This window comes from Methanobacterium lacus (genome assembly GCF_000191585.1).
In the GTDB taxonomy this organism is placed as follows: Archaea; Methanobacteriota; Methanobacteria; order Methanobacteriales; family Methanobacteriaceae; genus Methanobacterium_B; species Methanobacterium_B lacus.
On record NC_015216.1, the window covers coordinates 345,702 to 370,888 of the forward strand.

A 25,187-nucleotide genomic window follows, 5' to 3' on the forward strand; every position below is an offset into this window, starting at 1 on the left:
CTGTTATTTTTACTTTTTGTTACTTATACGTGTCATTATATGGATATAATGTATTATTCAGTTAACAAGAAAGTTTAAATATAATATGGTAATAACAGAAACTGATTAGATGTTTAATATACAAAAACAGTAATTTACTTTAACAAAAAAATGTTGTTTAAATTATAGTTTTTTAATAAAAAAATATTAATAAGTTTAATATAAATTGTGGGAGGGATGTAAGACGAATTTGAGTTTTAAGACTTTAGGAATGCCTCTAGCTATCGTTGCCTTTTTTTTAGTTATGATCATTCCTTTAGGTGATGGGTTGAGTTATTCTGGTCATGCTGCTCTCGCTCTTTTAGCGTTTGCGATTATTATGTGGGCTAGTGAGGCTCAGCATTTGGCTGTTACTTCTTTGATTTTATTGTTTTTACAGCCAATTTTAGGTATTGAGAGTTTTAATAATGCTGTTATTGGTTTTGCCAATCCCATCATCTTCTTGATGATTGGAGGGTTCATTCTTGCAGAGGCCATTCGTAAGAGTGGACTTGCAAAAAGATTTACTTATTTTATGCTGAAGAAGGTGGGTACAACTCCGAGTATGAGTATTTTTGCTGCTGTATTTTCCACAGGGCTTTTATCTGCTTGGATCGAAAATGTGGTTGCTTTTGCAATGTTGCTTCCTATTATTAAGGAAATTGTTCCATTGTTCGGTGTTAATGACGCTGAAAAGGGCAACAGTAACTTTGCCAAAGCAATGATTTTAGGTGCTTCATACGGTTCCCTTGCAGGTGGATTTGGTACAGAAATTGGTACTGCTCCCAACCTGATGGCCGCAGCATACACACATCTTCCATTTGTACAATGGATGATATTTGGTATACCATTATCAATTATAATGCTCTTCGTAACTTGGAAATTGTTGAGCTGGATTTTCCCACCAGAAGTGAAAGGTATCATTGGTGGACATGAAACACTGAACAAGACTTTGAGTGCTATGGGTTCCATTAGTAGGACTGAGAAGATCACAGCAGTTATTCTGTTCTTCACCATTGGTCTCTGGGTAACAACGGGTATCACAGGTATTGACAGCTACTCAGTTGCTTTGATAGGTGCTGCACTGTACTTCATAACTGGTGTTGTTGATTGGAAGGATGCCCAGGAAAATGTAGATTGGGGATTAATCATCTTCTTTGGAGGAGCACTTTCCCTTGGAGCAGCACTACTAAATACCGGAGCTGCAGCATGGTTGATTAATGATCTAGTAACCTTGATGGGTAACAACGTTTCAACAGTGTCTATCATGTTGCTTCTCATGATCATAGGTGTAATTTTCACACAAGTCATGTCGAACATTGCGTTGTCTGCTATTTTAGTGCCGTTATCAGTTACCTTAGCAGCTGCTCAAGGTCAACCTATAGGTGTCTACGCAGTTCCTGTTGCTATTGCATGTTCGCTTTCATTCATGTTCCCAATGGCTGACCCTACAGTTGCAATGGCTTACGGTACTGGATTTGTGAAGATCAAGGAAATACTAAAAGCTGGAATTCCAATGGTTGTAATAGGCATCATACTAACTGTCGTGATAATGCTAACCATTGCACAACCGTTCTTGGGATAAAACAAATCGTTTGCGAAATTTTTAATATTTCTCCTTTTTTTACTTTTTTATGAAAATGTTCTAGGTACATTTTCAAAAAATTTATATTCCATCTCAATGAACTAAGATTAGAACACGCCTATTTTATAGTGTTTAACAATTTGTCAATTGTTTTTAGGAGGAGATTTTATGTCATTGTTAGGTAATTTATTTGGTAGAGGTTCAAAACCCATATTTGCAAAGAGTCATTATATTTACACTGAAACAATTAAATCCACACCTTTTATGAAAAAAACTGCGGGTTCCGGACTCAATATGAAGAGGGATATCTACTACGTTGTAGCATCAGTTGAATTAGGTAACACTACAACCAAATGCATATTAACAGCCACCAACCTCACAACCAGCAAAACTTACCTCCTTGATAAAACAGTTAAAATGACAAGGGACATAAGACCTCCAAAAGAGGGAGAAAAAGTATTTGGAGAAACAGTGTGGGAAGTGGAACTCACCAAAGAATCTGTTTCTGAAATGGTTAGGGACACCATATTAGAATCTCTTAAAAAGGCGCATGTGGATGTTGAAGAGGATCTTGATTTTGTTGTTAGATCAACAGGGGTTACAGCAGGATTTGCAACTCCAGATGAAGTAGGTGAATTGATCATAGCCCTTGCAAAGGGTTGTCTAGAAGCTGGAATACCACCAAGAAAGATGGCTCCTGCAATGTCCAAGGACAACCTTAGGAAGGATCTTCAAGAAGAATCCTACCTTGATCAGGTAATGTTCGATGGGGCAGTAGTGGGCGTGCTACCGCCAACAGGCAGAGTAGTCGTTGCAAACGAAATGGAGGGTGAACTTGTAACAGCTGGTATTAAAGTTGCATCGAACTGGACCAATGTAGACTTCAGAAATCCATGTGTATCAATGGACTTTGGAACAACACTGGCAGGTAGAATAACCAACAACGACAAACCATATGCTCGAACCATAGGAAACTTCTGTGGACTCGCAGGTGCCATATCAGATTCCATCATCCGTGGAACAGAAAAGGTTGATAAGAGGGGAGGTGCTGCCCTTGATCTTTATGAGAAGGGAATTATTAAAGGAGCAGACTGGAAAGCTGCAGCCAAATATGCAACAGAAATCCATGAACATGTAGATATTAGAAAGGTACCAGAGAACAGGGAACGTTTTGGTACTGTGCCAGTTGATCCAAAGGCAGCCTACGAAGCTGGAACCACCCTCATTGGTTGTGATGTAGGTAAAGATGGGGATGAAATTCCAACCTTAGTCAAGTTAGGTCATGAAATATTTGAAACATCAGGAATACACACATTATTCGCAACTCTGGATCATGTCAGTACAAACGTGGTAAAAAGATTGATAGAAGAAGCATTTGAAGAAGGAGTTATAGAAGAGGGGTCCATGCTTGGGGTCACAGGAAGAGCAGGAATCACCGGCAAAAAACCGGAATTAATACTCGATTTTTCAAAGGATTACTTCAAAGAAACAATTTTTGTATCTGATGCCCTTGCAATGGGTTCAGCAATGATGGCAAGATGTATGAATTCATTGGGAACTCCTACCAAACCAGTTGGTGGCTCACAAGGAGGACCATGTATACTGGGACCCAGAAGGAAATTACAGAAGAAATAAGAAAATGGTGTGATTATATGGTTAAAGCTATTGTGATGGCAGGTGGCAAAGGCACAAGAATGGAGGGAGACTCTGAAAAACCACTCAAAGAAGTTTTCAAAAAACCCCTGATACTACATGTGTTGAAGGCACTCAAGGGATCTAAGAATATTAAGGATATTATCATTGCAACCAGTGCAAATACACCTGAAACTGCAAAAGTTGTGGGCAATTGGGGATTTAAAGTGGTTGAAACACCTGGAAATGGATATGTGGAAGATTTACAGTACGTAATTCAAAAATGCTACTCTGATGATGATGAAACAATTTTAACCACCACATCGGACCTGCCTTTAATTAATGCTGATATTATTGACGAAGTTATAGCTGCTTATAACAATTCTCCAAAACCTGCCATGTGTGTGGCAGTTCCAGAGGACATTTTCCAAGAATATGGCTTGAAGCCCAGTATTGTGTTAGATGATGTGGTTCCGTCGGGATTAAATATATTAAGAAGTAACAACAAGCAACAAGATGAGGAAGTACTCAAGCTAAGGAAAATTGAACTGGCCGTAAATATTAATAGCTGTGAGGACATAGTAGTTTTAGAGGAAGTCTTGAGTAACATTGGGATAAAAACATAGGTGATAGCAATGGTTGTTGAAGAGAGAAAACTTATAAAAGGGGAAGAAAAGGTCTGGAGTGAGATCAAAGGTTACCAAGTAGCAACTAACAACGCAAGAATACTGGGCGAACTCGAAGAACTAGTTATAAACGGAAAAACTGGAAAAATTACCGATGTGGTAATAAAAGTTGAGAAGGGCAGAAATGTTCATATCAAGGGAGCTAAGAAAAAGGGAGATAACTTATTAGTACCCTTTGGAAAGGTCGAGAAAGTGGGTGAATTCATAATCATTTCAGAGTAAACCCAAACATTTTTTCCATTTTCATTAATTGAACATTTGAATGAAGAGTCATAACTATCATTTTTCTCTCAATTATCCTTCATTATAATTTTGATACTATTTTAAAGATTAAATCCCTAGAATTATGATTATTATTGTGACTATCTGTTATATTTAATCTCATGGAGCTTGGTCCGGTCTAAATTTTCATTTTTCAAAAGAAAGTTAGGCTTATATAAAAAAGAACATCCATTACAGCATCATCGTATAATTTTAAAAAAAAATAATGGTCAGGTGAGTTGTACCTGAATTATTGTTTTACATTCCTTGAATGCTCAGATCTATCATTCGTTGTGTTTCAGCAGCTAATTCTGGTGGAAGTCCTGCAATGTCCATGCTTAAAAATCCCTTGACTATCATTGATGCGGCTTCTTCCTCTGTGAGCCCCCTGGACATCAGGTATAAAACTTCTTCTTCAGCAATTTTACCCACAGCTGCTTCGTGTGACAGTTCAAGATCTGTGGCACTTCCTTCAAGTTCAGGAACAGAATAGATCAATGAATCATCGGAAAGAACAAGACCCATACATTCTAAATGTCCCTTCACATCGGGTGATTTACCTGCAAGATGGCCCCTTGTGTATATTTGGGATTCATCTTTTGAAACTGCTCTTGTGATCATTTCAGCACTTGAATTTTTGCCTGTGAGAATTGCTCTGGAACCAGTGTCTAAAATGGAGTCTTTTTGACCTCCGAGAATTGACTGAAATACTACCTTTGAGTTTTCTCCCTGACAGTATGCTGTTGGGTATGTCTGTATGGTGTTAACTGGACTAGTTAAAATGTAGTTACTTATGTAGGTTGTATCATCGCTTAATATAACACCAGTTCTTGGTCTAACTTCAACCTGCTCAGCCCAATTATGCACCATTGTGAAGGTTATCTTGGCACCCTTTTTCAGATAAAATTCTGAAACTCCAACATGCATGGCTGACTGTACATCACTGCCAGTTGAGCATCCTGTGATGATATGAAGTTCGGAGTTCTCTTCTGCAATAATTATGTTGTGTGCTGTTTGAGCAACTTTCTCATCCCCAATAAACATGCAAGCCTGTATTGGAAATACTTCCTTGGTGTTTGGAAGCGATCTTATGAAGTACCCTCCAGGTTCTCCTAAAGCAGTTTTTGCAGTGTACTTATCTGTGTCAACAGGAACTGCATTCCACATGTAATCTTTAACCCAATCATATTTATCCAGAGCCTGTGGAAGTCCCATGAGTTCAATATTTTCTGATTCGCAATTACTGCACACTTTCGACTGATCGATCTGTAGGAATGAGCCAGCTCTTCCTGTTTCAGATGGATCTACACCGACTTTAAGTAGAGATTTCTGGTACTTCCCAGGCAGATCCCTTAGGGATTCCACTTCTTCGTGTTCTCCAGCTTCCTCACCTTCGAACTCTTCAATGTCAATGTCTTCACCAAGGGCTGCTTTTTTCTTCTTAGCTTTTTCTGCACGTTCTATTGTATTTTGCAACATTCCACACACCCTTTAAATCCTTCCTTCCTGATATCTTCTAATATTTCGTTTGGATCTCCTGAACAAGCTATTTTACCGTCCATGAGAACATGGGCAGTGTTCGCACCTACGAAGTTTAGTATGTAACCTAAATGTGTGATTAAAAGGCCCGATTTTTCACGTAGACCTGGCTTCTTATCCTTATCCAACAGTACATTAATCTCTTCTGCCAGTAGCTCAACATTTTCAATGTCAACACCTGAATCAGGTTCGTCGAACATTATAAAATCTGGTTGCTGTGCCAACAGTTGAAGAATTTCGGATCTTTTAACCTCTCCGCCTGAGAAACCAAGGTTAACATCCCTTTCAAGGAACTGATCATTTAATTTCAGTTTGTCAGCAAGTGCCAGGGTTTCTGGACTGAGTTCTTGACCCATTGGACTTTTTCCTTTTTTACTGGTTTCAATATTCAACAAGTCTTTAAGTTTGACTCCTCGAATTGCAGGGGGGTTTTGAAAACTAACTCCCAATCCCAGTTCTATTCTTTCAGTTGTTGTCATGTGGGTTATATCTTGGTCTTTGAAGAGTATTTCTCCCCTTGTTATGTTGTACTTGGGAAACCCAAGCAGTGACATAAAGAGCGTACTTTTTCCACTTCCATTTGGTCCAAGCAGTACATGAGTTTCTCCTTTATCGATATACAAATCAATATCCTTTAGTATTTCTTTTCCATTAACTTCTACAGCGAGATCTGTTATTTCAAGCAGCAGTGTAACCACCAACTTATTTTTATTTTTTTAATTTATTGTATTTTTAAATACAATTGAGTCAATTTCTATAACTGATTTTATTTAAAAATGACTAAATATCCCTATAATTAACAGCGTTAAGTTATTAACAACTTAATTTTGATTTAAACAAATAGGCATATAACAAGGTTAAATATGGATATTTAAGTGAATTTGTGCCAAATATTAAATTTCATAATTGAACTTTAAATCTATTTTAAATGAATATTTCCTTATATTAATTGTTAAAAATCAATTATAATATTCCATTTAACAATTAAATGTAAATTTAGAGGATTTAGTCTTAAAAAAATGATATGATAATACTAAACTTGGGAATCATATTCTTATATATATGCCTTTCGGAATCGTTCTTGGAGTAACCTTTATAATAACTATTTTGCTATCCATATAATGTACATTAATAAGTCACCAGAAAATGGTGAACTTGACGGTACATTGATAAATCAGGAGGAAACTCTATGGCTGAGGATGATGTAAAGATCGTTATGTTTTGTTGTAACTGGTGCTCCTATGGTGGAGCAGACACTGCTGGTACTGCAAGGATGCAATATCCTCCAAACGTACGTGTAATCAGAGTTATGTGCTCTGGACGTATAGAACCACAGTTTGTTTTTAAAGCATTCCGTGAGGGAGCAGACGGTGTTATTGTAGCTGGATGTCACCATGGTGACTGTCACTACGATGCAGGAAACTACAAATTAGACAGAAGAATGAGATTAATTTACAAATTAGCAGAAGACCTAGGAATTGGAAGGGAAAGAATTTACCACGACTGGATTTCTGCTTCAGAAGGAGAAAAATTCGCAAATACTGTTACAATGATGGTTAACCGTATAAAGGGTCTGGGAAAATCCCCACTCAAAGAACAACTATCAGTTGAAGCATAAGCGGAGGATTGAAGAATATGGCAGATAAACCAAAAATAGGGACTATGTGGTTGGCTGGATGTTCCGGTTGTCACTTGTCCATTGCAGATATACACGAAGCTATAATCGACGTGATGGGATTAGCAGACTTCGAATTCAGTCCTGTACTCATGGATGTTAAATACGATGAAGTACCAGATGACCTGGATGTTCTAATTATTGAAGGTGGAATCCGAAACGACGAAAACCGTGAACTTGCCGAAATGCTAAGGAAAAAAGCAAAATTCGTCATAGCTTACGGTGTTTGTGCAGTTTATGGTGGAATACCAGGACTCGGAAACCTACACACAGCCGATGAACTTGCACAGGAAGCTTACGTAAACTCTGCAAGTACATACAACGAAGAAGGTATCATCCCAAATGAAGATATACCACACCTCGAAAGCAGAGTAAGACCACTATCAGACGTAATAGATGTTGATCTATCCATACCAGGATGCCCAACAAGGTCTGATGTTTTAGCTGAAGCATTAGTTGCTCTTTTAACAGGAGAAGCTGTTTCACTACCTACAACAAACCTCTGCGAAGTTTGTCCAAGGGAAAAACCACCGGAAGGAATGGCTATGGACAAAATCATCAGGCAGTTTGAACTTGGTAGACCAGATGAAGAACTGTGCTTAGTTCCACAGGGACTCGTATGTATGGGCCCATCAACAACATCTTTATGCGGAGCAGAATGTCCATCAATAGGCATTCCTTGTAGAGGATGTTACGGACCAACAGCAAAGGTTACTGACCAAGGTGCAAAGATGATAAGTGCAATTGGTTCAGACTTCGGTGTTGAACATGATAAAACAGTTGACCCAGAAGAAGTTGCTGACCAGTTAGATGATATTGTGGGTACATTTTACACATACACACTCCCAGCTGCATTAATACCAATGAAGGTGCAAAAGGAGGGAAAATAAATGGTTAAGTTAACAATGGAACCAGTGACAAGGATTGAAGGTCACGCAAAGATAACAGTGCATCTCGATGATGCAGGAAATGTTGAGGAAACCAGACTTCACGTTATGGAATTCAGAGGATTTGAAAAATTCCTCCAAGGAAGACCAGTTGAAGAGGTTCCTAGGATAGTACCAAGAATCTGTGGTATCTGTGATGTGCAGCACCACCTGGCAGCTGCTAAAGCATCAGACCAGTGTTACGGATTCAAAGACGACGAAATTTTACCAGCTGCTTACAAAATGAGGGAATTGATGAACTGGGGTTCATTCATGCACTCCCACGCACTTCACTTCTACTTCTTAGCAGCACCTGATTTCATAGCAGGTAAAGATCGTAAAACAAGAAACGTCTTCCAGATCATTAAAGACGCACCAGACGTTGCACTTCAGGCAATTGAACTGAGGAAAAACGCTTTAGACATAGTCAAAGCAACTGGTGGAAGGTCCATTCACCCAACATCATCCACCCCAGGTGGTATCTCAACAGAACTTGATGCTGAAACTCAGGCAGACCTTCTCAAGAAGGCTCAGAGAAACGTGGAACTTGCACAGGCAACCTTTGACCTTGCAAAACCAATCTTCGAAGAAAACCTAGAATTAGTTGAAACCTTAGGAGCTGTTGAAACTTACCACACCGGTTTAGTTAACAAGGGTGTTTGGGATGTTTACAACGGTGATGTCAGGATGAAAGACAAGGAAGGTAAAATATACGCTGAATTTGGAAGCGAAAACTACCTTGACTATATGGCTGAGAAAGTTAAACCTTACTCATGGCTCAAATTCCCATACATCAAAGACTTAGGATACCCAGAAGGTATCTACAGAGTTGCTCCTCTATCCAGGCTAAACGTGGCTGACAAAATGCCATCACCAATAGCACAGGATGCATTCAAAGAGTTCAAAGAAACCTTTGGATACGCTCAACAACCACTACTCTTCCACTGGGCAAGATTAATCGAACTCATAGCAGCTGCAGAAATGGCTGCAGATGCTCTTGAAGGAGATTTATCCGGTGAAAAATTCCCTGGACCTATCGAAAGACAGGCTGGAGAAGGTGTGGGTATAGTTGAAGCAGCAAGGGGTACATTAACCCACCACTACCAGACAGATGAAGATGGACTCGTAACCAAAGCAAACATTGTGGTTGCAACAATCCAGAACAACCCTGCCATGGAAATGGGTATACAGAAAGTTGCTAAAGATTACATAAAACCTGGAGTTGAAGTAGATGATAAAATATTCAACCTCATGGAAATGGTAATAAGAGCATACGATCCATGTCTATCCTGTGCAACTCACACAATCGACTCAAACATGAAACTCGCAACAGTTGAAGTGTACGACGGTCAAGGACACCTCATAAACAAGGTATAACCGCAGGTGATAAAATGATAGTAGTCAACAAGGAAGACTGCATCAGATGCGGCGCATGCCAGGGTGCATGTCCTACAGCAGCCATAGAAGTTTCACCCGAAGATGTGATATTCTGTGATGTCTGTGGAGGCGCACCTAAATGTGTGGATATATGCCCAAAAGGTGCATTGAAAACCGAAGAAATTACTGTTGGTGAAAACGGAGTTGCACAAGCTCGTGTAGCTTACAACCCCGCCCTTTGTGATAAATGCGGTGACTGTATTGATGTTTGCCCACCACAAGTACTGAAACTCGATGAAGGTAAAGTAAGCAAGATTCCACTTGAAGGATACTGTGTCATGTGTCAGAGATGTGTTGACATATGCCCAGTTGAAGTCATAGGAGTTGAAGGTGTCAAAGAACCTAAACATACTGATATTGACATCAGCGGACCTATAGCCATCGTCGACTGTGTAGGTTGTGGAATGTGTGTGGATGAATGTCCAGTAGACGCAATCACACTCGACGAAATTGGTGGAAGTATTGCCATTGATGAAGAAACCTGTATAAAATGTGGTGTCTGTTCACAGACCTGTCCATGGAATGCAGTTTACATTTCAGGCAAGAAACCAGAAAAACGTTCCAAGAACATGCTCAAATTTGAAGTGGATGAGAACACCTGTATAGGGTGCAATCTCTGTGTTGAAGAATGTCCTGGTGACTTTATAGAACCTAAACCATCTACATTATCAGTTACCCTTCCAGAAGTCTGTACAGCGTGCGGATTATGTGAAAAACTGTGTCCTGTAGATGCTATAGATCTTGAAGTTGAATTAGGTCCTTCCAAACCTGCATCAGAAGAGGGTATAGTATGGGACGAATCCAAATGTGATCATATTGGAGCATGTGCAAGAATATGCCCAACTGACGCAATAAGGGTAGTTACCAACACTGGAATGGAAGTTCCTGGAGATGCTAAAACAGGTGCAGAACCATCATTTGCAATGTGTACACGTTGCGGTGCTTGTACCACAGCATGTCCTGAAGGAGCTCTAACCATATCTGAGATTGACAAAGTAATAGACGGCAAAGTCGTTAAACGAAACAGGATCTCATTTAGCCCAGACAAGTGCACAGAATGTGGTGACTGTGTGGATGTATGTCCATACAATATGCTGAAACTCACTGGAGAAAAAGTACCTCTCAAGGGTTACTGTATACTCTGTGACCAGTGTATAGAACCATGTCCTAAGGACGCACTATCAATGAAGTAATTAATTTGTTTGAATGGTGGATTTAAATCCACCAACCATTTTTTTTTAAAGCATTTCATTAATACTTGAAACCTAACTATTCTAATCTAATTTTAAGAACAAGGATCTAATTAAAAAAAATATTTTATCATCAAAAAAAGAAAATTAATTGAGTTTGATGTATATTCCATGTTTATCAAGATCAATTTCAACAATCACTCCAGACAACTCTTTTTTCATGCCCAATATGTCAGTGAGATAAATTTTATTGCCATCAATTTTAATGTTCAACACATCTTCCATTATCATTGAATTTTCAGTTGAGTACACAGTTGATTCACACATTTTCTACCACCTTCTTGTATCTACATATTATCTTCCGAGCTTTATCAATTTACTGTTTAATGAAATTGTTTTAGTTAAACTGTTGCAAAGAAGTAAATATACCTATTTAAATCATAATCCAACAATAATAATTTTGAAATATAATTAATAGGACAAATTTAAGAAATTAAATTAACTTTAATTATCTAGATAGTAGTAAAAAAATCTTCTGTAGAAAATTTTTCAACTGTAGACATGGTTTCCAATGGCCTTGAATACTTCGGAGTCTTTCATTATGATTTCACCCCTTAAAATCGTCATTATTGGAACTCCTGTAACTTTCATTCCATCGAAAGGAGAATAATGTGCCATTGAATAGAAATTATCAGAATCGATGATCCACTCTTTTTTCATATCCACCACAACGAAATCAGCATCCATCCCTGTCTTTATATGTCCTTTATTCTTAATTTTAAACCTTTCTGCAGGATTTTCACATAGGAGTCTCCTGATTTCATTGAAAGAAATATTTCCCAGATTGATCTGGTTTAACAGTAATGGAAGTGCAGTTTCAAGTCCAGGAATTCCTGGAGGGGCGTTCCAGACATTTTTTTCCTTTTCTGCAATGGTGTGTGGGGCATGATCAGTGCCCACAATATCTGTTATTGGAAGATCTTTGAGTCTTATCTTCTTTGAATCACTCCTGAGGGGAGGGTTGGTTTTGGCAAAATTGGCAAATTTCTTAAGGTAACTCGAATCTAAAAACAGATGATGGGGTGTTACTTCACTACTTATATTACAGCCTTCTGTTTTGGCATTTTGTATTGAATTCAAAGACGTTTCAGTACTTGCATGACAAATATGGACCTTTAAATTAAATTCTTTGGCCATCATTATTGCCTTAGAAACAGCCACATCTTCTGCAAGTGGTGGTCTTGCATCTGCATACACCATGGAATCACTCCTAGTTTCAGATGATTTCATAGTTGTGTACTTTTTCACGATCTCCTGATCCTCTGCATGGATAGAAACTAGATGATCATGGGTCCCTGATTGATTGAGATCAGAAATTTCTGAAAATAGATTCATTAAAAATTCGTCATCATGGAGATCCATGAACACTTTAAAGGATGCAGGATTAAGATCTCCTAAACCTGGAATCTCTTCAGGATTAGCAGTACCTGCGTGAAGTCCGAAATCAACAATTGATTTTGATCCTGCTATTTTTAACTTATTTTTAAAATCATGAGCTGTGTTGGTGGGAGGTTTTGTATTGGGCATGTCCAGGACAGTTGTAAAACCTCCTGCAGCAGCAGATTCTGTTCCTGTTTTGAAATTTTCCTTGTAAGTAAGTCCAGGGTCCCTCATATGAACATGGACATCTATCAATCCAGGTAATATTATTTTTCCATTCAAATCAACAATTTCATCAGCTACAGATGGTAACCGTTGTATCGAAACAATTTTCCCATTTTCAATGCCTATGGAACATTCCTGATCTGATGGGTTTAGCCTACAATTTACTATGCACATGTCCAACATTGTATCATGAATCCTTATTTTAAAGAGTTTTATATGTTTTGTAGAGTGAACTATTAATTATGTTCTAGATATCGTAGAATGTAAATAAAATGTTTGGGGTAATTAATTGGTTGAAGCTGAATTGATAACTAAAATTTTCAAGAGGGATGAAAAACTCTTCAAAGGAGACCTAAATAAACAACCTTCCTACGGTGATGTTAAATCTGATGTGAAGATAATTGCAGATTTTACTGAGTATTCACCCATGCACTTGGGCCATAGGTACTGTATGGAACAAGCCAAAAAGCAGGTTCCAGAAGGAATATTTGTTGCCATTGTTCCTGGACTTTTTGAGAGAAATGGAAGGGGAAATCCTTATATCATGACCCGAGAGGCACGTGCTGATACAGCTGTTTCTGTGGGTGCAGATATTGTTGTGGAAGGTCCTCCAATGGGTATTATGGGTTCTGGACAGTATTCCATGTGTCTTGCAGCCACATTCAAAGCATTGGATGCAGATTACATTCCAAGAGGATACAGGCCATTTGATGGTTTTCAAACCATATTAAACAGGATATCAAATGGCTTTGGTGTGGCACCTAAACCCTACAAAATAGTGGACATGGAAACCAAAGATGTTCTCTATCAAGGCAAGTTAGACGAAGACAACTACGTGATAGTATCCCTTTCCAAATCATTAAACAAAATAAATTTTGATTTTAAAAACAAATTCATATTTATAAAACGCTTAGAAGGGGTTAGTGGCACAAAAATAAGGGAAAATGTTGGAGATGGTGATCTGCATGCCGTTGAAACTATGCTCCCCACTGAAACCATGAGAATTTTAGAAAGGGAAATTGAGTATGGTAGGGCACCCATGGACCAGCTCAGAAATTATAATGGAATACTGGACAGGGTGAACAACAGCAATATCAATGAACTCAGATCGTTAACAATGATGGATGAAAGAACATTGATGTCCCTAATTGAAAACAGACCGTTTAAAACAGTTTTAGAACTAGAAAAATCAATTTCTAGAGGTTTCAGCAGACACCATAAAAACAGGGTTTTATCAGCACTTGAGGCTGGTATTTTTAAGGAAGATATACATAAGTATATAGACAGATACCCATCTGTAATACGGGTACTGAAATATAAAAATGAAGAAGTTCTAAATGAATTTCGAAAAAGAATACCACACAGGAGGCTAGAGTTATGGCAGTGAAAGAAGGAGATTTTGTTAAGATAGGCTACACAGCTAAAATTCAGGAAACAGGGGACGTATTTGACACAACTGACGAGACTGCAGCTAAAGAAGCAGGAATTCATGTAGAAAATAAATCTTACGGACCAATACCAATAGTTGTTAATGGCGGACATGTTTTAAAAGGTCTTGACGAAGCATTAGTTGGAATGGAAGAAGGTGAAGAGAAAACAGTGGAAATAGCACCTGAAAACGGATTTGGAATGAGAGATCCTAAATTAATGCAGCTAATTCCAATGTCAGAATTCAGGAAACAGGGAATGAAACCTGAAGTTGGAATGGCAATATCCTCAGAGGGAACCACTGGAATCATAAGAAGCATCAGCGGTGGAAGGGTCACTGTTGACTTCAACCATGAACTCGCTGGTAAAAACCTTGTATATGATATTAAAGTGGAAGATGTCATTGAAGATGATGTTGAAAAGGTTAAAAGCATGATCGAACTCCATTACAAGGCACCTAACCTTGATTCAGACAAACACGATATCCAGATTGAAGATGGTGTTGTGAGGATTGCAATGGATGAAATGGCTAAGTTTGATAAACAACCTTACATGGACGTCACATTTGCTAGGTTCAGAATTTCCAGAGACATCTGGGAAAACATTGAAAACATTGAAAAAGTTGAATTTGTAGATGTTTTTGAGAAAAAGGTTGAAGAAGCTGCTGAAGAAGTAGTAGCAGAAGAAGTAGCCGAAGAAGTTCTAACAGACGAAGATAAAAAGGAATAGATTTAAATTTATTTCAATGATATTATTTTGTTGAAATCATTTTTATTTACTTTCTTTGATTAATTTTCTTTTTTTTACGCTTTTTTATTTTTTCTGTTCTTTTTTTATTGGCTGATTTAATTCTAAATTTATGTATTACATAGACTAGAACTGCTAGAAAGAATCCAAAACCTACGAGAATGGTTTTAAGGTTGATCATTAAGGTTCCTTTAAAAATTACGGTTTTTTAGTTAGTTCAGCAATTTTTTCAACCATGGTTTCGCAGAAAATCAGATCGTCTGCAGTTGCAAGCAAACGTCCAACAGAATCACCCTCAATACAGCAGATCATAGATTCATTTTCAACATAAGACTCGATATAACCCACATTGTCGGGGTGGAGTGATTCGTATGCTGCCTCAGCGTATTCTGGGTTGATGTATCTGAACTCGATCTTGGCTGTTATCTTCATGGTTAATCCCTAACTTTATTTATCCATTTCAACAATTTTCGAAGCAATATTCCCTATGGAAGCCAAGGCCTTTGAATCAGGATAGTCCACCAGGGCTTTTCCTTCCATATCTGCCTCAACAACCCTATTATCTCGGGGTATGGTTCCTAAAACATTAATTTCGAGTCCATTAAGTTTATTTTTTACAAAAATTTCTTCTTCAGGGCTTGAAACTTTGTTTACCACAGCTGCTATTTTTTTGATTCCTATGTCATTGGCAAGTCTCTTTATTCTTTCGGCTGTTTCAAGTGATTTTAGACCAGGTTCAACTAAGATGATCATGATATCCACTGCTTCGGCAGTTTTTCTTCCCAAGTGTTCCACACCGGCTTCCATATCCAAAATGACCATTTCATCCTTTTTAAGGATTAAATTACGCATTAATGCCTTTAAAAGTACTGATGCAGGGCAGACACAACCATCTCCTCCCTTATCCACAGTCCCCATGACTAAAATCTTCAATCTGCCAGCTTCATCGTAGTTAATTGATAATGATTCTGGAAGGTCAGATATCTTTGGGTTCATCCTGAAAACTTCACCAAAGGATGATCCTGGTGTTGCTCCAGTTCTCTCCTGGATAAGCTCTTTCATACTGGATATTGGAGTTATTTTTTCATGAATACCCAAGCTACTTGCCAGGTTCATATCGGGGTCTGCATCGATAGCGAATACTTTATAAGTCTGTGACAATAAACATGCCAGTGTGCCCGAAAGGGTTGTTTTTCCAACCCCTCCTTTTCCAGTTACTGCAATTTTCATCATATCACGATCCTATTGATTGATATCTTCGATGTTTTTTAATGGAAATATGGAGTTACCATGTTATGGGTATATTATAGGGCAACGTTTATTATAGTTATAGACTAAAGTTTCTAAAAAGGAGGATTATTAATGGTTAGAGCATACACTAGAAAAGATTACATTAGAAAAATTCCCGGTTCAAGAATTGTTCAATATGATATGGGAAACTTATCAGGGGATTTCCCTTTAAAAGTCACACTAGCAGTTAAAGAACATGCACATTTATCTCACAACGCACTTGAAGCAGCAAGGATAGCTTCAAACAGGTACATGCAGAGGAAAGCAGGTAGGATGGGTTACCATCTTAAGATAAGGGTATACCCTCATCATATAGTTAGAGAAAACCCTATGGCAACTGGTGCAGGTGCTGACAGGGTTCAGGACGGTATGAGAAAAGCATTTGGTAAGCCAGTAAGTTCTGTTGCTATAGTTAAACCAAATCAAAAGGTTTTAACAGTATTTACCAATAAGAGAAACTTCAATGATGCTAAGGAAGCTTTAAGAAGAGCAGCAATGAAGTTCCCGGTAACATGTAGGATTGAAGTGGAAGAAGGCGCAGATTTAGTTAAATAAAAAAAATAAAGAGTGTTTAGCATGAAGCATGTCGAATTTTTTGAAGAACTGAGAAAGGAAGATGTAGATGTTGCAGGCGGAAAGGGTGCAAACCTAGGAGAGCTAACTCAAGCAGGAATACCAGTACCCCCGGGTTTTGTTGTAACATCCAAAACCTATGATCAATTTATTAAAGAAACAGGAATCTTCGATGAAATAATGGACATTCTTAATGCCCTAGACGTCAATAACAACAAGGAACTTCAAGCAGCATCTGTGGAAATTAAGAATATTATTGTTCAAACCAGAATGCCTGATGAAATTAGGACCATAGTGGTAGAAGCATACAATGCATTATGTCACAGAATTGGCAAAGATGACGTTTTTGTAGCCATAAGATCATCTGCAACAGCTGAAGATTTACCAGAAGCATCATTTGCAGGACAGCAAGATACTTATCTTAATATAAGGGGCAGTGATGAAGTTGTGGAATATGTCCAAAAATGCTGGGCATCTCTTTTTGAATCTCGTGCAATTTTTTACAGGGAAGAGAATGATTTTGATCATTCCAAAGTTTACATAGCAGTGGTAGTTCAGGAAATGGTTAATGCTGAGAAAGCAGGAGTGATGTTCACAGTACACCCATCAACTGGAGAGGAAAAAATTCTCATAGAAGCTGCATGGGGACTTGGTGAAGGAGTTGTTTCAGGAACTGTTACTCCTGACACTTGCTGGTACGATAAAGAAACGAATGAAGTTCTTGATTACAAAGTGAGTGACAAAAAAACCATGTTTAAAAGGGACCCTGAAACTGGACACACAGTACAAGTGGAAGTACCAGAAACACTCCGTGAAGAACGTGTTTTAAGTCTTGAAGAAATTGGTAAACTTGCAGATCTAGGAAAGAGGATACAAGGCCATTATAATTTTCCACAGGATACTGAATGGGCAATTAACAACGGCGAAATATTCATGTTACAATCCCGACCCGTTACAACCCTTAACATGAACAACGGATCATCTGATTCAGAAGAATCTGATGAGAGAATAATTATTACAAAGGGACTTGGTGCAAGCCCTGGAATGGCATCTGGTGCAGTTAAAATTGTTAAAAACACCGATGAGCTTGATAAAATAGAAAAAGGAGATGTTCTGGTCACTGTAATGACTACACCAGATATGGTTCCTGCTATGAAAAGAGCCGATGGTATTATAACAGATGAAGGTGGTGTAACCTGCCACGCAGCAATTGTTTCCAGGGAACTTGGTATACCTTGTGTTGTTGGTACTGGGGAAGGTAGTAAGATACTCAAAGAAAATTCCATTGTCACACTCGATGGTAGTAAGGGATTTGTCTACGAAGGTAAACTCAAAACAAGTGAATCTAAAGATGAAACTGGCCCAAAAACAGCAACAATTGTTCAAAATCAGCCAATTTTAACTGTAACGGAGGTTAAAGTCAATGTAAGTATGCCTGAAGCCGCCCAAAAGGCATCTGAAACAGGTGCTGACGGTGTGGGTCTACTCAGAACAGAACATATGATGCTTGCATTGGGAGTGCACCCTAAAAAATTCATCATGGATGGAAAAGAGGATGAACTTGTTAAGGCACTGGTTGAAAACATACTCAAAGTAGCAGATGCTTTCTATCCTAAAACTGTATGGTACCGAACACTGGACGCACCTACAGATGAATTCCAATCCCTAGAAGGTGGAGAAAACGAACCCCATGAACACAACCCTATGCTTGGTTGGAGGGGAATACGCAGAGAACTCGATGAACCTGAAATTTTAAGGGCAGAATTCAAAGCAGTTAAAAAACTTCATGAAGAAGGATACACCAACATAGGTGTTATGCTGCCTCTTGTACAGCACCCTAGTGAATTGAGGGAAGCTAAGAAGATCGCAAGGGAAGTTGGTTTAAGACCTCAAGAGAATATCGAATGGGGAATAATGGTTGAAACACCAGCAGCAGCTTTAACAATAGAAGATTTTATTGCTGAAGGAATAGACTTTGTAAGTTTTGGAACCAACGATCTGACACAGTACACACTTGCAATTGACAGGAACAATGAACATGTAGCTGGATTATACTCAGAAAGACATCCTGCCATAATGAAATTGATTGGAAGGGTTATTAAAGAGTGTAACAAGGCAGGAGTCAAAACCAGTATTTGTGGACAGGCCGGAAGTATGCCTGACATAGTAGAACAGCTTGTTGAATTAGGAATTACAAGTGTATCTGCCAACACCGATGCAGTTGCTACCGTAAGAGAGGTTGTTGCAAGGGTTGAAAAGAAACTGGTACTTAAAGCAGCAAGAAAAATGATGCAGGGATAGATCCCCATCTACTCTATTTTTTTTTACGGTTTGAATTTTTTTTTAACTAGAATTTTTTTTATTTTAATATCAAAACAACCAACGTACGATAAACTCACCAAATCTATCAAGGGGTAACAATGGAAGATAAGGGAAGATCAGAAACTGAAATATTTGATGAATTACATCAGTTCAAAACTAGGGATATGACTCACCGTTCAGGTAAGATACTTGGATCGATGTGCACATGTCCCCATCCTATAGGTTTAAATGCATTTAAAATGTTTTTAGAATCAAATTTAGGAGATCCTGGATTATTCAAAGGAACGCAAGCCATGGAAGATGAGGTTATAAGCTCATTAGGCGAACTACTGGGTGAACGTGATGTTTATGGACACATCATTACAGGCGGTACAGAGGCCAATATAATGGCAATGAGGGCTGCCAGGAACACATTCAAACACAACTATCCAGATTGTGAAGACGTAAATATAGTTGTCCCTAAATCTGCCCATTTTAGTTTTAAAAAGGCTGCAGATATGCTGTGTTTAGATCTTCTAGAAGCGGAACTGGATGAGAATTACAGGGTGGATATAAATTCATTGGATGAACTGATAAATGAAAATACAGCGGCTGTTGTTGCAATTGCTGGAACAACCGAACTTGGTAAGATAGATCCTGTGGAGAAAATATCTGAACTCTGTTTGAAAAGGGGAGTTTATCTACATGTTGATGCAGCCTTTGGAGGTTATTCAATTCCATTTTTAAATGAAATGGGTTATGACCTTCCAAATTTTGATTTTAGTCTTCCTGGAGTTTGTTCCATTACCATAGATCCGCACAAGATGGGACTGGCACCAATACCCACGGGTGGCATCCTTTTTAGAAAAAAAACTTTCCTAGAATCCATAAGTATTGAAACTCCTTACCTAACTGAAGACAGGCAATCTACCATTGTTGGCACCAGAACTGGAGCTTCAACAGCAGCAACCTGGGCTTTAATGAATTATTTGGGTAAAGAAGGATACAGAAAGGTTTCAAAGGAATGTATGGAAATAACAGAATTACTTCACAGGGGTGTTGTTGAAGCAGGGTTCAATCCAGTCACAGAACCCGAACTGAACATAGTAGCTTTCACATCCGATGAAATGACTGTGGATGAGATTGCAGATGGTCTTGAAAGATCAGGTTGGGCTGTATCTATATCATCCTATCCTCGTGCAATCAGGATCATAGTCATGCCCCATGTTAAAGAGGAACATGTTGAACTTTTACTAGATGATCTGAGGGAACTGAGATCTCTACATTCTAAGGAGTGAATAAAATTGAAGGATGTAGTAGAATTAAGAACACCCATAACCCTAAAAAACATTCGAGAGATCGTAGTGGGCGACTGGTTGGAGTTAAGTGGAGTTATTTTAACTGGTAGGGATGCTGCCCTTCCAAAATTGGTCAGTTCCATAAAAAATGGCCAGCCTGCAGTTAATATTCAGGGAATGGTCATAATGCACACTGCAGTTAGTGATGCAGGAATATCTCCAACAACCAGTAACAAGGAAGAAATTGAGGAAAGCATACCATTTCTATCCCAAGAAGGTGTTAGGATCCATTTGGGAAAGGGCGCTCTATCAGAAAAAACAGTTGATGCTTTGAATCAATTTAATTCCATCTATGCAGTCACTCCACCTGCAGCTGCACTTTTAACCAGCAAAGTAAAAAATCGTAAAGTAGCAGCGTTTGAAGAGGAGGGAATGGAAGCAATTCATGCACTTGAAGTTTCAAGACTTCCATGCATTGTTGCTTCTGCACATGGAAAAACCATCTACTAGGGATTCAAATTCTATTTTTTTTGGAAGGGTTTTCCAAAGGATATATCTCCAGCGTCTCCCAGCCCTGGGACTATGTAACCATCACTGTTAACATCGTTGTCTATGGCACAGGTGTATATCTCTATTTCTGGATGAGATTTCTGCAGGTTGTCAATTCCTTCCCTGGAAGCTATAATATTGAACAGGACAATTCTTGCGGGGGTGCCCCGGGATTTTATTTCATTTAAAATTTCCTTGAGGGTGTGGCCTGTTGCAAGCATTGGATCTGCTACTATCACTATTTTTCCATTTATATCTGGTACTTTGATGTAGTTCACATTGACTTTAAATGGAACGGTTTCTTCACGCCAAGCTCCTATCATTCCGCACTCTGCTTCATTGAATATCCTGATTATGCCATCTACAAGGGGAACTGCTGCCCTTAAAACGTTTATAACGATAATATTTGATTCATCTTCAAAAATTTCTCCTTCTGTTACTGCAAGTGGGGTTTTAACATTAACTGTCTTTGTTTTGAGTGTTTTTGCAAATTCATAGCCCATAAACATCCCTATTTCTGTCATGAACCTTCGAAAGTCGGCCCCTTTGATACCTGATCTCCTTAACCTCGTGACTCTATCTTGTACTGGTAGATGGTCTAATAACTCTATCTCCATAACTATGCACCTCATGAGCATTTATCATTTTGAACCAATTAAACTTTCAATGTTACATTAGATCTTCAGTTTAAACGATGGTTATTTGAATTATTATCATGGTTTCAATTGATCCTGTTTTCCAAAAGTTTGAAGTGGGTTAAAACTAATATTATTGTATTGATTTAATACAAGATTAAAATTAAGTATTGGGGCAATTGTAATGGAAAAAAAGTATTTGGTGGCCGTAATTATCGTTCTCATTTTAGTTGTGGTAGCAATACTGGTATTTCCTAAAAACTACAATCAAACTGGTTTTCAGTCTGATGTTATAGCTCAGAACCTTCAAGTTCCATGGGCCATTGATTTTTTACCAAATAACACCATGATATTCACACAGAGGGATGGTGAGGTTAAGATCATCGATCCTGCGGGATCTGAAACAGTTGGGAAAATGGCTGTAACTGCCCAGGGGGAATCTGGTCTCCTTGGGTTGGCAGTCGATCCCGACTTCTCAAACAATAACTACATCTACGTTTATTACACGGCATCTGATGGAAACAGGGTTTCGAGGTTTGTTTTTAATGGGACCCTCAAAAATGAAACAATATTGTTGGATAAAATTCCCTCCAACAACATTCACAATGGAGGTAGAATAAAATTTGGGCCCGACGGACTCCTCTACATCACAACGGGTGATGCTGGTAACAATGCTTCTGCACAGGATCTAAACTCCCTCGCAGGAAAGGTTCTTAGAATGGATAAAAATGGTTCTGTACCGGTTGAAAATCCCTATAACAACTACGTTTACACCTATGGTCACAGAGATCCCCAGGGTTTGGCATGGAGCTCAAATGGCACACTTTACGAATCTGAACATGGGGACAACCATAACGATGAGATAAATATTCTTGTTTCTGGAGGAAATTATGGCTGGCCTCTGTATCAAGGAAACAACACCGCCCCAGGATACATCCTCCCCATGATCGTGTACACTGACTACACTCTGGCACCATCAGGAATTGCATTTTACAACAACAAGTTATACGTGGCCGGATTGAGGGGTTCACAACTTAGACAGATAAGTCTAACTTCTAATGGTTCCAGTTTCACAGGACAACAAGCACTTTTCACACAGCTTGGAAGAATTAGGGAAGTAGTTTCCCATGATGGATATCTTTACATTGCAACATCAAACACAGATGGAAGGGGAGTTCCGCAGTTGGGTGATGATAAAATAATAAGGATAACAGTCAATTGAAGCTATCCTTATAAAAACAAACATAATTTCACTTTTTTTCAGTTTCTATAATCCTTTCCTTGGTTAAAACAGTTTTTCCATGCGGATTTGGAACAACCTTTAGTTCACTCCCTTCAAAATCAATATCGTATTCCTTTCCATCGTAGAGAGTGTGTAAAAATATTGATAATGCTGCAACCTCTGAATGGGGCTGGTTGGTTACTGAAACATTCCAGTTTGCATCTTGGTAAACTTTAGAAGGAACCCTGGAACCACCAACAACCACTAATTTATCCTTGGATGATTGGGCAATGGTTCCTGTAATTTCCTGCACTGCTTCGCCGTACATGGTTAGATGTACCACTTCCCCACCGTCTGATTTCCAATCATCTATGTATTTGCTCCAGTTTTTACAGTAATCTATTTCAAAATCACCGCCCCAACGCTCAACCACATCCCTAACATTTCCTATAATTTTTTTATCGTTATCACCGCTCAGAACAACTTTTGAAGCTCCAAATGCACGTGCTGTTAAACACACGTGGGTAGTAATCCTTGCATCTCTGACCCTTCTATGGTCGAGTCTTAAAACAACAACTTTCATTTTATCAACCTATAACAATGTATAATCCTTTTCTCTTATTTAATTACTAAATGGTTAAAGCTACCATTACTAAAATAGCCAGCATACGTGCCACTTCATTTGAAGTTCCCAGAACATCTCCAGTTGCATACACGAAATTTTTACGGGCAACTATGGCCACTAAAAATCCAGCTGTCATGCCTGTTAGTACTCCGATGACGCCTGTTGTGTTGAAGATCAAAAATCCAACAGCTGATGTTAGAACAACTGACAGAACTAATCTGGTTTTGCTCATGGAAACAATGAAACTTTTCCCAGTGCCATTTGGAAATGGCTTTGAAACTGTTGCACAGCCCACTATTCCCATTTTTCCTGCCATTTCAGAAATGATCAGGATGTAAAAGATCAATGCGGCATGTGCCGATCCAATGGCTGCAAATGTTATGAGGCCTGCCATTAATAAGTAGGCAATACCACCGGTTCCTATTCTCTTGTCCCTCATTACATCGATCTTTTTTTCTGGTGTTCCATGAACCATCATTCCGTCACCAAAGTCTATGAGTCCGTCTAGATGATGGAATCCTGTGAACCATATTGAAAAACTGTAGATGAGTGCAGCAGCTATGAATGGGGATAGATGTAATAGATCCATGGTTGCATACCCGAAGCAACCAACCACCAAACCAATCATGGCACCAATCATTGGCCATACCCATGTGAAGCTTGCCATTTCTTCGATGGTTGTGTGAATATTTAGGGGTAGTATTGTGGAAAATGAAATTAGACCTAAAAATCCTCTGATACTAGTACCAATTCCATCATCAACCTTGTTGTCAGTCATGTAGATCTCCTTTAAACCTCAAAAATTTTAGACATACATCCTGCAACAACACCTGCAAAAATATCATCCAAAACAGGCCCAAGTTCACTGATTATTCCAGGTTTTTCTTCGTCATATCTTTTAAAGTTGAATATTGCCTTGGTACCAGCTATCTGATTTGCAACAGACATCCCAAACACTTCATCTGAGTACAAGTATGCGGGGTCATCATCCACATCAACTCCGCGCACCCTGTGTTTTTCATAATCTTCCTCTAAACGAATCCCTGCGATAATGAAGGATACTACATTTAAATCTTCTAGAGAATGATATATTTGGGCTTTAAGTTTTTCACGCAGTTCTGTTGTTTCATCAACACCCACAATCAGTTGCATACCTGCATCAACTAGATCATCAACTTCTACACCAACATCTCTCATGAACTCAATAACGCCCTTTGGAAATCCTTCTTTATTAAGGGCAGTTTTTACTGTTTCACGCACAGAACGTTGAACTCTTGAAATGATATCATGATCCAGTTTGTAGTTAAACTCATCCGAGGATCCCTTGGCTGCAATTAAAATTGATTCATCATCATCAGTATCCACAGGATCGAATGAAAAATGATTTATAACTCCTAAATCCCATAATGCTGCCATTTTTGATTCTATTATGGATTTGTACATTTTAACCATGGTTTTGGGGTTCAGGTCGTGATCCACGAAAACTAAAATGTTAAGAAACAGTGCACTGTCTTTAACAGCAGACACTAAAATTGTATAATCCGTATCAGAACAAATCTCAAATTCAAAATTCTTCAATGGAAGGAGTATGGATGCAGCAGGTTCTTTAACACCTTTAAAATCCAAAACAGTAGTTAAATATTCGTTTCTTTCCATCACTCGCTCATGTTCTTCTATTTCTTCATCATTGTATGGAACTGGATGTTTCTGATTATCAAGGCCATGGTACACTATTGAATTTACATGTCCATGTCCATTTCCAGTTGTTGTTGATCCCATGACTTCAAAACCATCTTCCCGGTAAATTAACATGGTTTGTTCGTCTTTTTTTATCTTAACTTTGTCTATGCAGATGTTCATTTTTAATCACATGTTTTAAGTTTTTTATTTTAATTTTTTTTAGCA

At 38.5% G+C, this 25,187-nt stretch carries 25 protein-coding genes; 15 read left to right on the forward strand and 10 right to left on the reverse strand.

Going from position 1 to position 25,187, the window contains the following annotated elements; translation table 11 throughout:
• The first annotated feature begins 229 nt into the window (after positions 1–229).
• The 4 genes from METBO_RS01855 to METBO_RS01870 all read left to right on the forward strand — a co-directional run bounded on the left by METBO_RS01855 (position 230) and on the right by METBO_RS01870 (position 4,143).
• Positions 230–1,603 carry a DASS family sodium-coupled anion symporter gene (locus tag METBO_RS01855; protein ID WP_394294929.1) on the forward strand — a complete coding sequence of 458 codons (1,374 nt, stop codon included), beginning with the start codon at positions 230–232 and terminating at the stop codon, positions 1,601–1,603.
• A gap of 168 nt (positions 1,604–1,771) precedes the next feature.
• Entirely contained in the window at positions 1,772–3,238 is a 1,467-nt protein-coding gene (locus METBO_RS01860; RefSeq protein WP_013643966.1) for a methanogenesis marker 14 protein, read from the forward strand.
• Positions 3,199–3,861: an NTP transferase domain-containing protein gene (locus tag METBO_RS01865; RefSeq protein ID WP_013643967.1), complete on the forward strand. Its 663-nt coding sequence runs from the start codon at positions 3,199–3,201 to the stop codon at positions 3,859–3,861. Before METBO_RS01860 ends, METBO_RS01865 begins: the two co-directional genes overlap by 40 nt.
• Before the next feature lie 9 nt (positions 3,862–3,870).
• On the forward strand, positions 3,871–4,143 hold the full coding sequence (locus METBO_RS01870) for a PRC-barrel domain-containing protein (RefSeq protein WP_013643968.1): 273 nt from the start codon (positions 3,871–3,873) through the stop codon (positions 4,141–4,143).
• Positions 4,144–4,440: 297 nt separating this feature from the next.
• Here METBO_RS01870 and METBO_RS01875 read toward each other — a convergent pair whose 3' ends face one another.
• Both METBO_RS01875 and sufC read right to left on the reverse strand, forming a co-directional pair.
• Positions 4,441–5,661 (reverse strand): SufB/SufD family protein, encoded by a 1,221-nt coding sequence (locus METBO_RS01875; RefSeq protein WP_013643969.1) that lies wholly within the window; start codon positions 5,659–5,661, stop codon positions 4,441–4,443.
• Positions 5,643–6,410 (reverse strand): Fe-S cluster assembly ATPase SufC, encoded by a 768-nt coding sequence (gene sufC / locus METBO_RS01880; RefSeq protein WP_048186497.1) that lies wholly within the window; start codon positions 6,408–6,410, stop codon positions 5,643–5,645. Before sufC ends, METBO_RS01875 begins: the two co-directional genes overlap by 19 nt.
• 500 nt (positions 6,411–6,910) lie before the next feature.
• Between sufC and METBO_RS01885 the strand changes: the two genes are divergently transcribed.
• The 4 genes from METBO_RS01885 to METBO_RS01900 are packed head-to-tail and all read left to right on the forward strand — an operon-like array spanning position 6,911 to position 10,952.
• A complete protein-coding gene (locus METBO_RS01885) occupies positions 6,911–7,339 on the forward strand; it encodes a hydrogenase iron-sulfur subunit (RefSeq protein WP_013643971.1) in 429 nt (142 codons plus the stop codon).
• Positions 7,340–7,356: 17 nt separating this feature from the next.
• Entirely contained in the window at positions 7,357–8,286 is a 930-nt protein-coding gene (locus METBO_RS01890; protein ID WP_013643972.1) for an NADH-quinone oxidoreductase subunit B family protein, read from the forward strand.
• Complete coding sequence (gene mvhA, locus METBO_RS01895) at positions 8,287–9,699, forward strand: F420-non-reducing hydrogenase subunit MvhA (protein ID WP_013643973.1); 1,413 nt, start codon at positions 8,287–8,289, stop codon at positions 9,697–9,699.
• Between the two features lie 14 nt (positions 9,700–9,713).
• Complete coding sequence (locus tag METBO_RS01900) at positions 9,714–10,952, forward strand: 4Fe-4S binding protein (protein WP_013643974.1); 1,239 nt, start codon at positions 9,714–9,716, stop codon at positions 10,950–10,952.
• A gap of 144 nt (positions 10,953–11,096) precedes the next feature.
• On the opposite strand, the gene METBO_RS01905 is transcribed toward METBO_RS01900, so the two are convergent.
• Positions 11,097–11,276: a CooT family nickel-binding protein gene (locus METBO_RS01905; protein WP_013643975.1), complete on the reverse strand. Its 180-nt coding sequence runs from the start codon at positions 11,274–11,276 to the stop codon at positions 11,097–11,099.
• A gap of 222 nt (positions 11,277–11,498) precedes the next feature.
• Complete coding sequence (locus tag METBO_RS01910) at positions 11,499–12,788, reverse strand: dihydroorotase (RefSeq protein ID WP_320406857.1); 1,290 nt, start codon at positions 12,786–12,788, stop codon at positions 11,499–11,501.
• A gap of 115 nt (positions 12,789–12,903) precedes the next feature.
• Between METBO_RS01910 and METBO_RS01915 the strand changes: the two genes are divergently transcribed.
• Both METBO_RS01915 and METBO_RS01920 read left to right on the forward strand, forming a co-directional pair.
• Positions 12,904–14,001, forward strand: a complete 1,098-nt coding sequence (locus METBO_RS01915) for a nucleotidyltransferase family protein (protein WP_013643977.1) — start codon at positions 12,904–12,906, stop codon at positions 13,999–14,001.
• Positions 13,992–14,771, forward strand: a complete 780-nt coding sequence (locus METBO_RS01920) for a peptidylprolyl isomerase (protein WP_013643978.1) — start codon at positions 13,992–13,994, stop codon at positions 14,769–14,771. Before METBO_RS01915 ends, METBO_RS01920 begins: the two co-directional genes overlap by 10 nt.
• A gap of 216 nt (positions 14,772–14,987) precedes the next feature.
• On the opposite strand, the gene METBO_RS01925 is transcribed toward METBO_RS01920, so the two are convergent.
• A complete protein-coding gene (locus METBO_RS01925; RefSeq protein ID WP_013643980.1) occupies positions 14,988–15,221 on the reverse strand; it encodes a KEOPS complex subunit Pcc1 in 234 nt (77 codons plus the stop codon).
• A 15-nt stretch (positions 15,222–15,236) separates the two neighbouring features.
• Positions 15,237–16,022, reverse strand: a complete 786-nt coding sequence (locus tag METBO_RS01930) for an ATP-binding protein (protein ID WP_013643981.1) — start codon at positions 16,020–16,022, stop codon at positions 15,237–15,239.
• A 129-nt stretch (positions 16,023–16,151) separates the two neighbouring features.
• Between METBO_RS01930 and rplJ the strand changes: the two genes are divergently transcribed.
• The 4 genes from rplJ to METBO_RS01950 all read left to right on the forward strand — a co-directional run bounded on the left by rplJ (position 16,152) and on the right by METBO_RS01950 (position 20,761).
• Complete coding sequence (gene rplJ, locus METBO_RS01935; protein WP_013643982.1) at positions 16,152–16,634, forward strand: 50S ribosomal protein L16; 483 nt, start codon at positions 16,152–16,154, stop codon at positions 16,632–16,634.
• 21 nt (positions 16,635–16,655) lie between these two features.
• Complete coding sequence (ppsA, locus tag METBO_RS01940) at positions 16,656–18,953, forward strand: phosphoenolpyruvate synthase (RefSeq protein ID WP_013643983.1); 2,298 nt, start codon at positions 16,656–16,658, stop codon at positions 18,951–18,953.
• Between the two features lie 119 nt (positions 18,954–19,072).
• Positions 19,073–20,251 (forward strand): tyrosine decarboxylase MfnA, encoded by a 1,179-nt coding sequence (gene mfnA / locus METBO_RS01945; protein WP_013643984.1) that lies wholly within the window; start codon positions 19,073–19,075, stop codon positions 20,249–20,251.
• A 6-nt stretch (positions 20,252–20,257) separates the two neighbouring features.
• The gene (locus METBO_RS01950; RefSeq protein ID WP_013643985.1) at positions 20,258–20,761 is read left to right on the forward strand and encodes a fumarate hydratase C-terminal domain-containing protein; all 504 of its coding nucleotides are present in this window, start codon (positions 20,258–20,260) and stop codon (positions 20,759–20,761) included.
• An 11-nt stretch (positions 20,762–20,772) separates the two neighbouring features.
• On the opposite strand, the gene upp is transcribed toward METBO_RS01950, so the two are convergent.
• Positions 20,773–21,417: a uracil phosphoribosyltransferase gene (upp, locus tag METBO_RS01955; RefSeq protein WP_013643986.1), complete on the reverse strand. Its 645-nt coding sequence runs from the start codon at positions 21,415–21,417 to the stop codon at positions 20,773–20,775.
• A gap of 202 nt (positions 21,418–21,619) precedes the next feature.
• Between upp and METBO_RS01960 the strand changes: the two genes are divergently transcribed.
• Positions 21,620–22,657, forward strand: a complete 1,038-nt coding sequence (locus METBO_RS01960) for a PQQ-dependent sugar dehydrogenase (protein ID WP_013643987.1) — start codon at positions 21,620–21,622, stop codon at positions 22,655–22,657.
• Between the two features lie 28 nt (positions 22,658–22,685).
• On the opposite strand, the gene METBO_RS01965 is transcribed toward METBO_RS01960, so the two are convergent.
• Genes METBO_RS01965 through METBO_RS13355 form a run of 3 tightly spaced genes read right to left on the reverse strand, consistent with a single transcriptional unit; the run spans position 22,686 to position 25,142 of the window.
• Positions 22,686–23,240: a tRNA methyltransferase gene (locus METBO_RS01965; RefSeq protein ID WP_013643988.1), complete on the reverse strand. Its 555-nt coding sequence runs from the start codon at positions 23,238–23,240 to the stop codon at positions 22,686–22,688.
• A 46-nt stretch (positions 23,241–23,286) separates the two neighbouring features.
• A complete protein-coding gene (gene cobS, locus METBO_RS01970; RefSeq protein ID WP_013643989.1) occupies positions 23,287–24,060 on the reverse strand; it encodes an adenosylcobinamide-GDP ribazoletransferase in 774 nt (257 codons plus the stop codon).
• A gap of 11 nt (positions 24,061–24,071) precedes the next feature.
• Positions 24,072–25,142 carry a phosphatidylglycerophosphatase A gene (locus METBO_RS13355; RefSeq protein WP_013643990.1) on the reverse strand — a complete coding sequence of 357 codons (1,071 nt, stop codon included), beginning with the start codon at positions 25,140–25,142 and terminating at the stop codon, positions 24,072–24,074.
• Between the last annotated feature and the right edge of the window lie 45 nt (positions 25,143–25,187).

Excerpts from the sequence above, each read along its gene's own strand:
- METBO_RS01860 (WP_013643966.1), top strand. The coding sequence starts at position 1,772 with ATGTCATTGTTAGGTAATTTATTTGGTAGAGGTTCAAAACCCATATTT.
- METBO_RS01865 (WP_013643967.1), top strand. The coding sequence starts at position 3,199 with ATGTATACTGGGACCCAGAAGGAAATTACAGAAGAAATAAGAAAATGG.
- METBO_RS01870 (WP_013643968.1), top strand. The coding sequence starts at position 3,871 with ATGGTTGTTGAAGAGAGAAAACTTATAAAAGGGGAAGAAAAGGTCTGG.
- METBO_RS01875 (WP_013643969.1), bottom strand. The coding sequence starts at position 5,661 with ATGTTGCAAAATACAATAGAACGTGCAGAAAAAGCTAAGAAGAAAAAA.
- METBO_RS01885 (WP_013643971.1), top strand. The coding sequence starts at position 6,911 with ATGGCTGAGGATGATGTAAAGATCGTTATGTTTTGTTGTAACTGGTGC.
- METBO_RS01890 (WP_013643972.1), top strand. The coding sequence starts at position 7,357 with ATGGCAGATAAACCAAAAATAGGGACTATGTGGTTGGCTGGATGTTCC.
- mvhA (WP_013643973.1), top strand. The coding sequence starts at position 8,287 with ATGGTTAAGTTAACAATGGAACCAGTGACAAGGATTGAAGGTCACGCA.
- METBO_RS01900 (WP_013643974.1), top strand. The coding sequence starts at position 9,714 with ATGATAGTAGTCAACAAGGAAGACTGCATCAGATGCGGCGCATGCCAG.
- METBO_RS01905 (WP_013643975.1), bottom strand. The coding sequence starts at position 11,276 with ATGTGTGAATCAACTGTGTACTCAACTGAAAATTCAATGATAATGGAA.
- METBO_RS01910 (WP_320406857.1), bottom strand. The coding sequence starts at position 12,788 with ATGTGCATAGTAAATTGTAGGCTAAACCCATCAGATCAGGAATGTTCC.
- METBO_RS01920 (WP_013643978.1), top strand. The coding sequence starts at position 13,992 with ATGGCAGTGAAAGAAGGAGATTTTGTTAAGATAGGCTACACAGCTAAA.
- METBO_RS01925 (WP_013643980.1), bottom strand. The coding sequence starts at position 15,221 with ATGAAGATAACAGCCAAGATCGAGTTCAGATACATCAACCCAGAATAC.
- METBO_RS01930 (WP_013643981.1), bottom strand. The coding sequence starts at position 16,022 with ATGATGAAAATTGCAGTAACTGGAAAAGGAGGGGTTGGAAAAACAACC.
- rplJ (WP_013643982.1), top strand. The coding sequence starts at position 16,152 with ATGGTTAGAGCATACACTAGAAAAGATTACATTAGAAAAATTCCCGGT.
- ppsA (WP_013643983.1), top strand. The coding sequence starts at position 16,656 with ATGAAGCATGTCGAATTTTTTGAAGAACTGAGAAAGGAAGATGTAGAT.
- mfnA (WP_013643984.1), top strand. The coding sequence starts at position 19,073 with ATGGAAGATAAGGGAAGATCAGAAACTGAAATATTTGATGAATTACAT.
- upp (WP_013643986.1), bottom strand. The coding sequence starts at position 21,417 with ATGGAGATAGAGTTATTAGACCATCTACCAGTACAAGATAGAGTCACG.
- METBO_RS01960 (WP_013643987.1), top strand. The coding sequence starts at position 21,620 with ATGGAAAAAAAGTATTTGGTGGCCGTAATTATCGTTCTCATTTTAGTT.
- METBO_RS01965 (WP_013643988.1), bottom strand. The coding sequence starts at position 23,240 with ATGAAAGTTGTTGTTTTAAGACTCGACCATAGAAGGGTCAGAGATGCA.
- cobS (WP_013643989.1), bottom strand. The coding sequence starts at position 24,060 with ATGACTGACAACAAGGTTGATGATGGAATTGGTACTAGTATCAGAGGA.
- METBO_RS13355 (WP_013643990.1), bottom strand. The coding sequence starts at position 25,142 with ATGAACATCTGCATAGACAAAGTTAAGATAAAAAAAGACGAACAAACC.